Here is a 12,275-nt window from a genome sequence, read left to right as displayed (position 1 = left end):
CGGTTTGGTGATAAAATGTTTATAATGTATTCGCATTAAACCGGTATAGAAAACCAATAAGGGTACATGGAAGTCAATTTAATTTTAGATGTATAATTGATTAGATTTTACTATTTCAACATGTGGTTGACAGAAATCCTAATTTATAAATCAGAGGGGTTGAATGCGTAAAAAGTTGAAATTAACATTGTTGGTTATCGTGTTGAGTTTGTCAGTAGCTTTCATTCAGCCGGTTTGTGCAGGTAATAATACAGATTCGATGAATGTATCGATATCTTCTGACCTTGATGAGACATTGGGCAACGACACCCTTGAACTTGTAAACAAGTCTCGTCTTAAGGTTGACGGAGGCCCAGCTATGTATATTCACTGGTCTCCTGACGGAACTCGTGCATTGGTACTTACCAAACTTACAGTGCATGCTAAAAATAAACCTGAAGCAACCACAAGAAGTGAAATAAGGGCACTATATATTATGAATGCTGATGGTTTTGATATAAAACGAATAGCATGGGGGGAATATACACCCTATACACGTAAAGTGGGTAATGATAAATTAATAGGACTCCCATCATGGAGCCCTGATGGAGATGTATTTACCTATACATCAGAAGAACTTGCTAAGAATGGAAATATCTTAGGTGAATTTTTAATTGTTGATGCAGACAATTTGAATACGATTGAGAAGGGATCTTTTATATCTAATAAAATAGATTTTATAAAAAAATGGTCTCCTGATGGAAGTTATTTGTTATACAGAGGATACAAAAAAGGTGAAGGTCCAAAATGTTATCTATTAGACTTGACACGAAATATTACGCGAAGATTTCCCATTACACAATATAACCCCGAAGATATCACATGGTCACCTAAAGGAAATAAAATAGCTTTTTTAGGTGAAGAAAAAGGAAACGAAAGTGCTTTTGTATATAACCTGGATAATGGAAACCTTAAAAACATATTTTCCACAAAAAACTCATCCATCCATAACCCACTATGGAGTCCTGATGGTAGAAAACTTGCTTTTAGTAAGATAGAAGATAACAATGTCAAAGACGTATACGTCATAGATATAAATGTAGTAAACGGCAGACCATATAAACTAACCACACTCCATGGCGGTATTTTGGTGGAGTGGTTGGATAGTGAGAAACTTTTATACACTGAATATTCTCCTGAAGATAACCTCTATTCTATATCTGTAAACAGTAGAAATAAAACACTATTGTATAACAGCACCAATGAAAGTGGTATAGATTACTCATATAGTGACCATAGTTTTGTCGATCCTACAGGTGAGTTTGTATTTGTAGAGGAACAGATAGGACTTAATTATAAGACGCATGGTTATATAAATAAATTCACACTGATGAAGACTGACGGTTCAGATACAAAACACTGGAGAATAAATCCACAAGGTTTTGAATGGTGCGGTGATGATTTACTTCTTGAAGTTGTAACTGAAAACGATACCAACAAGCTCGTCATGGTTAATGCATCTACAAAATCAGAGAGCAATATATCTGTCAATGGCAGCCATATTGAAAAGATTAACTGGAACCCTACGGGTCGTTATCTGTTTACAAGGAACCAGATTATGGAGGTTTCCGGTTATGGTAAACCCATGCGAATAGATGTTGATAATGAATTAACAACCAATAGTTCGGTTAAAATTTCAGTTGAAAGAGTTTCCGGTAGTGTTGGTAATGCTACAGTATATTCAAACGGAGAACACATCGGGAGAACGAATCCAGAGGGAGTGTTATCCCATCAATTTAAGAATAACGGCAGCTACCGGTTAAAAGCCGTAAAAGTTGGATACATTAACGCCAGTCATAAGGTGTCAATAGGCGGCAAAAGTATAGTGGATAAGGTTGGAAGTAGGATTGATAATTCAGTGTCTGATAAAAATGAAACAGATAATCCCGGATTGTATGGTAAACTATTGTTTATAGTGGTACTTGTGGGATTGACCTTCTTAGCATTTTATGGCTACCTGAAGTTCAAAAAATAACTTTATTTTGAGTGGTATGATGGTGCAAAATCTGAAAAATACATTTGTTATTGCACAGAAAGAATTTGCAGATAATCTGTGGAGCCCAAGGTTTATCCTGATGGTTATTGTGTTTACTCTGGTTGTTTTCTCAGACAGTTATAATTCTGTAATCAATGATAGTAACTTCTCGTTTTTAACAGGATTTCTCAATGTCACACAAACTATAGCAATCTTCCTGCCGTTGTTGGGGTTTGCACTTGGATTTGACAGTGTTATTAAAGAAAAAAAATCTGCGTCGTTGAACATCTTTCTGACCCATCCGGTATACAGGGACAACATCATCACAGGAAAAATATCAGGTGCGATGATTACACTGTTATTTGTGGTATTTATATCAGTTGTATCCTCGGTAGGAACGGTTATTATAATTTCAGGAATGCAGGTGGGCTGGTTTGAACTGGAGAGAACACTGATATTCGCGATTCTTACGTATCTCTACATGTCAATTTTCCTGGCACTTGGTATATTCATATCCACATCTGTAAACAGTGAAATCAAATCTTTGGTTTACGGCATCTGTACATGGCTTGTATTGTGTGTGATATACAGCGCCATTGTAATGATGATTGCAAGTGCTGCCACCGGTCAATCACCGTTTGACCTGAATAATAATGATGAAGTATTGGACCTTAATGAACAATTGACGAAATTATCACCGGTTTACCATTATGCAGAGCCTGTTCAAGATCAACCGGGTTTATCATGGGGTGGTGTTTCAAGAGGTAAAATTGTAAAAAATACTCTTAAATTGTTTGATACCCGCTATACACTTATCCAGTGGTTGGAAGAGTACTGGGAAAATATACTGGTTCTTACTGTCACGCCCTTGATTTTGCTTATAATGTCGTATATCAGATTTTTACGTCAGGATATAAACGGGGAATGATATGAACAGCGAATCTGGAGACAATAAAGGAATAGGTCTAAAAAATATACTCGTTGTTGCACAGAAGGAATTTGCGGACAACATCACAAATTCCATGTTTCTGTTACTGACTGCAACTTACTTGCTAATTATTTTCACATTTTCATACCGGAGTGTTATACATGGTACCAATATAGGGGGTGGAGAGCTTACCTTAATATTTGGTTTCAGCGGCTTAATTGAAGAAATTGGCTGGTTCATTCCTCTGATAGGTATTACACTGGGATTCAATACAGTGATAAAGGAAAGAAAATCAGGGTCTTTGAACGTTTTACTGACTCATCCAGTTTTTAGGGACAATATAATCACAGGCAAATTACTGGGAATAATAGGTGTGATTGCATTTGTAATTATGTCTACAGTTGTTATATCGTCCGGGACATTGATTGCTATGCTGGGTATCCAGGTCAGTTTAATGGAAATCACAAGGATTGCATTGTTTTCCGTTTTCACACTGTTTTATGCTCTTATCTATGCCGGTATTGCTGTTCTGATATCCACAGTAGTGTATGAAGCTGCAAATTCGCTTATTTACAATGTTGCGATTTGGATATTAACCTGTATATTTACAGGTCCGATTATGGAAACACTCTCTGACCTATTGACAAAGGCTGGTATCGGTCTGAAGGCTTCTGAACTGATTATGATTTCACCCCTTCACTACTACAGTAAAATAGTTCATGGTGTAGATGATATGAGTATCGGAAAGGTAGGAGTTCAATATGAGATAGATGGAATTCTTGATGCACAATTTACACTTGCCCAGTGGTTCAACACGTTCTGGACCGATATTACAGCCATACTGATAATACCGATTATTCTCCTGTTCGCATCTTTCATCATGTTCATGAGACAGGATATAACACTATAATATGGAGGATTTGTTGATGTTTGATAAAGTGGATTTTAAACGTTTAAAGATTTGTATCATCGCTTTCATCCTGTTAATTTCTATATTTTCACCTTTATCAGCAGCCGAGGATGATGACTGGGCATCAATTGCAGCAACAAGTACAGTGACAGGTAAGGTTGTCTGTCCTGGAGATACTGCAGAATTTACACTTGATATTGAAAAAGGGTGTAATGTTTCTGATAAAGCATGGTGCTCACTATCTGTCAGTGAAAAACCTGGGGACTGGACTGTCGGGTTCTATAAAAAACAACGACGAGGTAACCCATATCACATTTTCCGAAGGTGAAGACGAAACAGAGGAAGTGACTTTGAGAGTTGAAGTACCGTCTGACGCTTCAGAAGGGAGATATTCAGTATGGTCAGAAATTGACCCTGATGATGGTGATGTCATCTCAAGAAGGTATGCAGTTACAGTGGATAAAGATGCAGGTATGAGTCTTGATATGTATTCTAATGCTCCCGGGCTTGTTACAAGACCGAATGACCCCGTTGAATTCGATGTCACATTAAAAACGATTACGATAACCGTGTAACAGTTGACCTCTATACTGACAAAAAACCCGAAAACTGGGATGTTGAGTTTTTACAGGATGAAAACGGTCAATACAGGCAGAACAAAATCAGTATAGGACCAGAGAATACGCAGGATTTCATTGTAAAAGTCCATCCCGACAGCAATTCTTCCAATGGAGTCTACCCTGTCATCATTAACGCCATTCCGGAATTCGGGGGTTCAGAAATATCGCAAAAACTTGAATTATCTATTGACAGGTCACTTGAGAAAACCGAAGTATTGAGTGTGTTCCCAAACACCCGCAGCATCACACTGAACCCAGGGGGGTCCAGAGAAATCACTGTCAACCTTCGAAACTCTGGAGACCAGACTCTTAACAATGTGGAATTAAGGGTACAGACCGATTCAGGAATTAGTACAGATGTTAAAAGCTTTGGTGCTATTGATGAACTGGAATCCGGGGATTCAGAATCAATACCTGTGGAAGTATCAGCAAGAGCCAGTGTAAATTCAGGCTCTAATGAAATTTTAATGCGTGCTGTAAGTGACGAAGTGCAGAGTGATGACGAGCAGGTTGAAGTTAGTATCGAAAAATCAAGTAGCAGTGGTTTTATCGGTATCGGTATGGTGCTGGTAGCTGTGATTGTACTTGCTTTATTTGTTTACAGGTTCGGAAGGAGGTAATTAAGAAATGCAAACCCTGCAAACAGAGACAAAAGATCAGACCAGAGATGAAAATGTCATAGAGATTCAAAACCTGACAAAGAGATTCGGCAAACAAAATACTATAACAGCAGTGGATTCACTGACATTCAATGTTAAGAAAGGAGATGTTTTCGGATTTGTTGGTCAAAACGGTGCGGGTAAAACCACAACCATGAAGATGTTGATAGGACTGCTTGAACCCAGTGACGGTTATGCAAAGGTCGCAGGATATGATTCTGTAAGAGAAGTGATAAACATCCGTGAGGTTACAGGAGTGCTTCCGGAACCAGCCGGATTTTATGGTAATCTTACTGCAAGACAGAATTTGAGGTTCTATGCAAAATTATACGATATGGATTCTGAAACCAGAGAAAACCGTATAGTTGAACTGCTGGAGATGGTCGGGCTGGATGATGCGATAGACCAGAAAATAGGCGGTTTTTCTACAGGTATGCTCAAGAGATTCGGGCTTGCACAGGCGTTAATAAACGATCCTGAAATCCTGTTCCTTGACGAACCCACAAGTGGTATTGATCCTAAAGGTGCGCAGATGATGCGTGATTTGATAAAACAGCTCAGCAGAGAAAAAGATGTCACAATTTTTCTGAGTTCTCATTCAATGTCTGAAGTTGAAGAAATCTGCAGCAGGATAGGTGTGATTGATAGCGGCAAACTCCTGGCAATCGGAACTGTAGACCAGCTAAGGGATATTATCAGAGAAAGAGAAGGTGTAAACTATTTGCTTGAGGTCTGGGATATATCATACAACGACATGATTGAGAAGTTGAACCTGATGGACGGAGTTCATGATGTCAAAACCCTGGATGGAACATTACAGGTACACGCAGACAGCGGGATGCGGGCTGAGATTGCAAAAACCATCAGTAAATCAGGAGGCACGATATCAAGACTTGAAGAGGAGCGGATGGATTTACAGAGTGTTTTCCTTAAACTGATAGGTTCCTGATCCAGAGTTTGAATTTTCTATATAAACAGTTTGACAATATGGTTATAAATTATTTATAAAGTCACTTACAAGTCTAATATGGAACATTGAAAAAGATGTTCTGAGAGTCCAACCAAATCTGGGGTGTGGTTGAACTCAAAATATACCAACAAAAAGTTGCCCAGAGGCAAAAGGATATTGGTTTGTTATAATTTAAACCATTTTTGATTGCCTCTGGATAATGGAGGTAAAACAAAATGAATACTGAATTTAAAGTGGAATATATGAAAATAAAATTAGGTATAGCTATATTTTTTATATTAACACTTTTTACAGGTACAGTTTCTGCAAGTGCAGGTTGTACTATAGATTCGAACATGGGTGAAAATCTGGATACAAAAGTCTGCGATGCTCAAAACTATACGATAATGATTGAAGGTAAAAGTCTAGATAATCAAAACATTATGCAGCAACGAAGTATGTTTATAGATAAGTTTCTTAATGAAACGAATGACGAAAAAGAACCAAGACATATAGGCAAAGTCAAGAACCTGAAATCACCCAAGAACACAGAATTGGTAGCCTATGGTTTCAAGATTTTTTCAAATGGTGTTGTTAAAGAATATAGAGGTTACTGTAACAATGTGTCAAAAGGATACGAAAAAGCATTGTCTGAGGCAGATAAATGGTATAATAATATAAGTATCAAACCATCTAATATAGCTAAAACTAACGATGGAACAGATATAACTACAAGTGAATTTGGAATAGCAAGTAATAGATGGGATCACATATGCACAGTTACTGATGATTATATATACTCGCCATATGGTGATTTTAGTATAACTACACGATGGTACTGGGACGATCAAGAAAATGATGAAAATACAGATTATTTCCTGTTAAGAAGCAGGTATAATATGCTACCAGGAAACCAGTTAAATGATAAAGACTGGTTCAATTCTAATGCTACTATACATCACGATTGGATATATCATGACTATTCCGGCACTCGTCAAATGGGTGATGCTAAACCATATGATGGTAGGAGCGAGCCAAAATCAAGTTTAACATTGTTTGATGATGTTTTTCCATCAGCATTGTCAATAACTATCCCAGAATATAATTTAGACGATACAAGCGATTATATCGATGAAACAGCTAAGTGGGAAGCAGAAATCAATCTACTGTATAGTATTTTTAGCGGAAACAGTACAACGATCGAAACAAGTTCAACTATGGAATGGTCTCAAAACAATGATAGAACTGATGAATGGGTGGATTTAGCTTGCTTTGAAACAAAACCAGAATGGGTATATTTGAATCCTTATGATATATTGAACCCTTATGCTGCATTTACCCCTGGCTTTTTGGGGCAAACTTGTTGTATCAAGTGGACCGGGATAGCATTTCAAGGGTCAAGAGATAGTTGATTTGAATAAAAGCCAAAAAAGATTGATTAGACTCTTTAGATGTATATACTGCCGGTTTCAATGGTAGTTCAAATAAAGTAAAAATACAGTGTCAAAATGCAATAAATTGCTTTATGGGAAGTAATAATATGAGTCAAATTGATAAAAAAGTTCTTATTTATTTTGTTTTTTCAATTTTTGTATTATTGGCAGTCCTAATAAACCCATCAAGTCATGACATGAGGATTGGAGGTTTGTACATTTCTTTTGAAGAAGGAACAACTGAAAAATATGCAAGATCCGTTATAGATGATTCTAATTTAAGAGAGGACATTAAGTTGGATTATAATATTGATCATTTGCATAATCAATATTATTTAGTAGTAAATCAAGATAAAAAATCAGTTTTATATAATGAATTGATGAAAGCAAATATTTGGATAAGAGATGAAGAAGTAATAAAAAAAGGGGACAACTACCTAATAGTTGTTTCAAAATCAATTGCTAATAACAAAGATTTCCTTGATATTTTGTCTAAACAGGACTTGCAATTGAAAAAGTTTGTTAACTGTTATATTTATTTTAGTAAACAACCAAAAGATTGGGTTGGCTATGACAAAGGTCAAAAGATAAAAAAAGAACTATTAGAAAAAGATAAAATTATTAGAGTAGCTCTTGTTCCTATAGATGGATAAAAAATACAGTACTAGATATTATCAGTTTATGTTTTTATCGATAATATATCAGTACAATCCATGTCATAAAAAAGGTTTCAGTTTGACGGTTTGGAGACAAATTGTTTATAATTTTCTGCAGTTAAATGGGTGTATCAATAGATAATATTGATATCGAGAGGGATAAATAGCATGGGAGAAGATAATAAAGGAATCTACATATTGTTACTGGCTTTGGTAGGTACACTTGCCGTTCTTTCACCTTTCCTGTATGATGCTTATGTGAAAACTACAGATGATTACTATGTATCTGCTCATCTATCTGATATTACACCAAATGATTACACAGGTATCTCTGATGAAGACTTAGATAAACATCCAAAGTTAAAGGAAGCACTTGATAAAACAGACATTGTTGAATTAACAGAGTCCGAGTACAGTAAAATAGATGAATTTCTTGCAGAAGGTGATGACGGTATCACATATATCAAGTACAAGGACGATTACTACGGAATATGGCTGCAGCATATTGTTCGTTAATCACTATTGAATATTACAATAACAGAGATATCAAATACAAAGGGGGAGTATTATATGGTTGATCTTAGACATTCAACTGCTTGATAAGAGAGATGCTTTATGAATGAGAAGAAAAAGAACAGTATTAAATGGATAATTATACTATTTACAATTTCTGTTGTCTTGGTAGATTCTATTGGTCGTTATATAAATGATTACTATGCATCTAAATCATCAGCAGACCGTCATTATGACATAGTTGCACAAAAATCAGAAATCACACCAAAATCACAAAAGAAGAATTGGATAAATATCCACAGCTTAGAAAGGTGTTAAATAATGAAAGTGATAATGAAATTGAAATAAATAAATCTGAATATAATAGGTTGAATAATTTCCTTAATACTCTACCTCCTTATGAAAGTGATAAATATATAATGTACAATGGTTCTTTTTACCAGTTATATATCAGTGTGGAAGTAAGTTAACCATATGATTAATAACTTGTTTTGCTAAAAACTTAACTTTTTGGTTGTTTTACATTTAGTCTTACATTTTGAAAAGATTGTTAACTTAATGGTCAAAGCCTGTTAAAGTAGTTTTTAGCTAGCACTTTTTCTAATAGGTTAATCATGCATTTTGAAATTTTTGAAAGTATCCTGATTGGACTTTTTGTGCAAACACTTTGTAAAAATTGTCAACTTTTTGTGCAACTCGTTAACTTTTTGTGTGGAGGAACTTTTTAGGCAAAGCCATTGGGAACAAAACTTTTATAAATCATAAAGTCAACAGTAGGTTACCGGTTACCTCAAAGCAAAACAACCGGAACAAATAACATCTAACATCACCAGAATATAATTGGGAGTTTGAAAACAATAAAAGTTACAGTGGGTATTTTTGAAATAATACTGTATATTGTTAAACTGATTAATTTAACTAATAAAAATTACAAAGAGGTAGAATTAATTAATGAAGTCCAGCTGCTATATACCTTCTGGATGTTCCATCTCAGCGATGATGAGTGAATCCGGTAAACGTATAGATGGAAGAGCTATTACCAAGTCAATAGCTCTAATGCATGACCGTTCAAACGGACTGGGAGGCGGTTTTGCAGCTTATGGTATCTATCCACGTTATGCAGAGCAATATGCTTTTCACATGATGTTTAACAGTTTTGAAGCAAAGGGAATTTTTGAAGATTATCTGAAAGACCATTTTTATATCGTTCATGATGAAGAGATACCTACCAGACCGGGTGCAGTGTATGAGGAGGATACTTCAGGTATAAACATCGAATATGGCATGAACCCAATAACAGAATCACCTGTACTCTGGAGATATTTTGTAGATGTACCTGGAAATAGAACCCAATTTGTTTCAGAGAGTGAATATGTTTTTGAAAAAGTAATGGAAATCAACTCCAAAATAGAAGGGGCATTTGTAGCATCATCAGGAAAAAATATGGGGATTTTTAAGGGACTCGGGTATCCGGAAGACATTGCAGCTTTTTATAATCTGGATGAATACAAAGCTTATATATGGACTGCACATGGCAGATTTCCCACCAATACACCGGGATGGTGGGGTGGGGCACACCCATTTGGTCTTTTGGACTGGTCAATTGTTCACAACGGTGAAATTTCATCCTATGGTATCAATAAACGCTACCTCGAGCCGTTTGGTTATAGAATGGAACTGAAAACAGATACTGAAGTTGTCGCCTATCTGTTCGATTTACTTGTAAGACGCCATAATATGCCTATTAAAACAGCAATAAGTGCACTTTCAGCACCTTTCTGGAAAAATATAGACAAAATGCCCGAACGTGAAAGAAAAATAATAACAGCTATTAGACAGGTTTATGGCAGCGCCCTTTTAAACGGGCCTTATAGTATAGTATTGGGACATAGCAGGGGTATAGTCGGGTTTAATGACAGAATTAAGCTACGACCCATGACCTGTGCCAGAAAAGATGATATGCTCTACATGTCATCTGAAGAATCAGCAATTAGAGAAATCGAACCCAAACCTGACACAGTTTGGAGTCCAAGAGCTGGTACTCCTGTTATAGGTGAATTGTATGAGGAGGTAGAATAATTATGGCATCCATACCTCCCGAATTTAAAGTATCCATTGATTCTGCAAGGTGCAGGAAATGCGGAATATGTGTCAATAACTGCAGTTTTGGAGCTCTTGAATTCAGGGATGGCAGAGTAATCCCTGATGATAGCAAATGTGTTGCATGCTACAGGTGTGTATCCAAATGTCCTGACAATGCAATAACTATAAGCAATTATCAGTGGGCTAACAGAGGTAATGCCAACTGGACACCGGAGGTCGCCAGCAACATTCAAAAACAGGCTGAATTTGGAGGAATACTTCTATCAGGCATGGGTAACCCCAGACCCCATAAAATTATCTGGGATCATCTGTTAATCGATGCCTGTCAGGTAACAAATCCATCTATAGACCCTTTAAGAGAACCGATGGAATTGCGTACATATCTTGGAAAGAAACCGGATAATCTGGAATTTGTAGAAAATAAAGAAGGTGAAATTGAACTTGCTACAGAATTGCAGCCACAAGTGAAGCTGGATGTACCGGTTGTGTTTGCTGCAATGTCATATGGGGCAGTAAGTTTGAATACCCACAAAGCTCTTGCACTGGCTGCCAGAAAATCAGGAACTCTTATGAATACTGGTGAAGGCGGTCTCCATGAAGACCTCTATCGATATTCTGATAATATTATGGTACAGGTGGCTTCTGGAAGATTTGGTGTGCATAATGAATACCTAAATACCTGTTCAATGATTGAGATAAAAATAGGTCAAGGAGCTAAACCCGGTATAGGAGGTCATCTACCCGGGGAAAAGGTAGGTGAAGATATATCAAAAACCCGGATGATACCATTAGGTACTGATGTATTGTCGCCCGCTCCACACCATGATATATACTCCATTGAGGACCTTTCACAGCTTATCTATGCCCTTAAAGAAGCAACAAATTACGAAAAACCAGTAGGGGTAAAAATATCTGCAGTCCATAATGTAGCAGCGATTGCCAGTGGAGTCGTACGTGCTGGAGCTGATGTTCTTACAATCGATGGATATCGCGGGGGCAGTGGAGCATCTCCAATGGTCATCAGGGACAATGTCGGTATACCTATCGAACTTGCACTTGCTACTGTTGACCAGCGTCTTCGTGATGAAGGGATAAGGAACAGGGCATCCATCCTTTGTGCAGGAAGTATAAGAAGTAGTGCTGATGTTGCAAAAGCCGTTGCACTGGGTGCAGATGCAGTAGTAATCGGTACTGCGGCACTTATAGCAATGGGTTGCAGTGTATGTCAGAGATGTTATACAGGTAACTGTGCATGGGGTATAGCCACCCAGAAACCTGAGCTTGTTAACAGACTTGACCCTGAAATAGCAGCTCAGAAACTTACCAACCTGTTATCCGGATGGAGTTTTGAATTGAAAGAAATCCTTGGTTCACTTGGAGTTAATTCTATAGAATCACTTCGAGGTAATCGTGAACGTCTGCGTGGTTATGAACTTGATGAAAAGACACTGGAATTACTCGGTATCAAACCTGCAGGTGTTGGACAATAA

Annotated in this window: 13 protein-coding genes; all 13 read left to right on the top strand. The window is 37.0% G+C overall.

The window, feature by feature from the left end:
• Nucleotides 1-163 precede the first annotated feature (163 nt).
• The 13 genes from METEV_RS07420 (at nt 164) to METEV_RS07370 (ending at nt 12,275) form a co-directional block, all read left to right on the top strand.
• Nucleotides 164-2,014: a TolB family protein gene (locus METEV_RS07420; protein WP_013194905.1), complete on the top strand. Its 1,851-nt coding sequence runs from the start codon at nt 164-166 to the stop codon at nt 2,012-2,014.
• Between the two features lie 16 nt (nt 2,015-2,030).
• The gene (locus METEV_RS07415; RefSeq protein ID WP_232216841.1) at nt 2,031-2,942 is read left to right on the top strand and encodes an ABC transporter permease; all 912 of its coding nucleotides are present in this window, start codon (nt 2,031-2,033) and stop codon (nt 2,940-2,942) included.
• Nucleotide 2,943: 1 nt separating this feature from the next.
• Nucleotides 2,944-3,852: an ABC transporter permease gene (locus METEV_RS07410; protein WP_013194903.1), complete on the top strand. Its 909-nt coding sequence runs from the start codon at nt 2,944-2,946 to the stop codon at nt 3,850-3,852.
• Nucleotides 3,853-3,868: 16 nt separating this feature from the next.
• Complete coding sequence (locus METEV_RS12715; RefSeq protein WP_232216840.1) at nt 3,869-4,180, top strand: hypothetical protein; 312 nt, start codon at nt 3,869-3,871, stop codon at nt 4,178-4,180.
• A complete protein-coding gene (locus tag METEV_RS12710) occupies nt 4,101-4,427 on the top strand; it encodes a hypothetical protein (protein ID WP_232216839.1) in 327 nt (108 codons plus the stop codon). Before METEV_RS12715 ends, METEV_RS12710 begins: the two co-directional genes overlap by 80 nt.
• A 260-nt stretch (nt 4,428-4,687) precedes the next feature.
• Nucleotides 4,688-5,092 carry a COG1361 family protein gene (locus METEV_RS12705; RefSeq protein ID WP_232216838.1) on the top strand — a complete coding sequence of 135 codons (405 nt, stop codon included), beginning with the start codon at nt 4,688-4,690 and terminating at the stop codon, nt 5,090-5,092.
• A gap of 7 nt (nt 5,093-5,099) precedes the next feature.
• The gene (locus tag METEV_RS07400; protein WP_013194902.1) at nt 5,100-6,080 is read left to right on the top strand and encodes an ABC transporter ATP-binding protein; all 981 of its coding nucleotides are present in this window, start codon (nt 5,100-5,102) and stop codon (nt 6,078-6,080) included.
• Between the two features lie 236 nt (nt 6,081-6,316).
• On the top strand, nt 6,317-7,492 hold the full coding sequence (locus tag METEV_RS07395; RefSeq protein WP_013194901.1) for a hypothetical protein: 1,176 nt from the start codon (nt 6,317-6,319) through the stop codon (nt 7,490-7,492).
• Between the two features lie 128 nt (nt 7,493-7,620).
• Nucleotides 7,621-8,166: a UPF0228 family protein gene (locus tag METEV_RS07390; protein WP_013194900.1), complete on the top strand. Its 546-nt coding sequence runs from the start codon at nt 7,621-7,623 to the stop codon at nt 8,164-8,166.
• 171 nt (nt 8,167-8,337) lie between these two features.
• Complete coding sequence (locus METEV_RS07385; protein ID WP_013194899.1) at nt 8,338-8,685, top strand: hypothetical protein; 348 nt, start codon at nt 8,338-8,340, stop codon at nt 8,683-8,685.
• Nucleotides 8,686-8,784: 99 nt separating this feature from the next.
• Entirely contained in the window at nt 8,785-9,000 is a 216-nt protein-coding gene (locus METEV_RS07380; RefSeq protein WP_013194898.1) for a hypothetical protein, read from the top strand.
• Nucleotides 9,001-9,633: 633 nt separating this feature from the next.
• A complete protein-coding gene (locus METEV_RS07375) occupies nt 9,634-10,761 on the top strand; it encodes a class II glutamine amidotransferase (protein ID WP_013194896.1) in 1,128 nt (375 codons plus the stop codon).
• Between the two features lie 2 nt (nt 10,762-10,763).
• Nucleotides 10,764-12,275: a glutamate synthase-related protein gene (locus METEV_RS07370; protein WP_013194895.1), complete on the top strand. Its 1,512-nt coding sequence runs from the start codon at nt 10,764-10,766 to the stop codon at nt 12,273-12,275.

Origin of the sequence: Methanohalobium evestigatum Z-7303 (assembly GCF_000196655.1) — an archaeon.
Classification (GTDB): Archaea; Halobacteriota; Methanosarcinia; order Methanosarcinales; family Methanosarcinaceae; genus Methanohalobium; species Methanohalobium evestigatum.
Note: the sequence above shows the minus strand (reverse complement) of the source record. Positions and strands in the feature narration are given on the sequence as shown.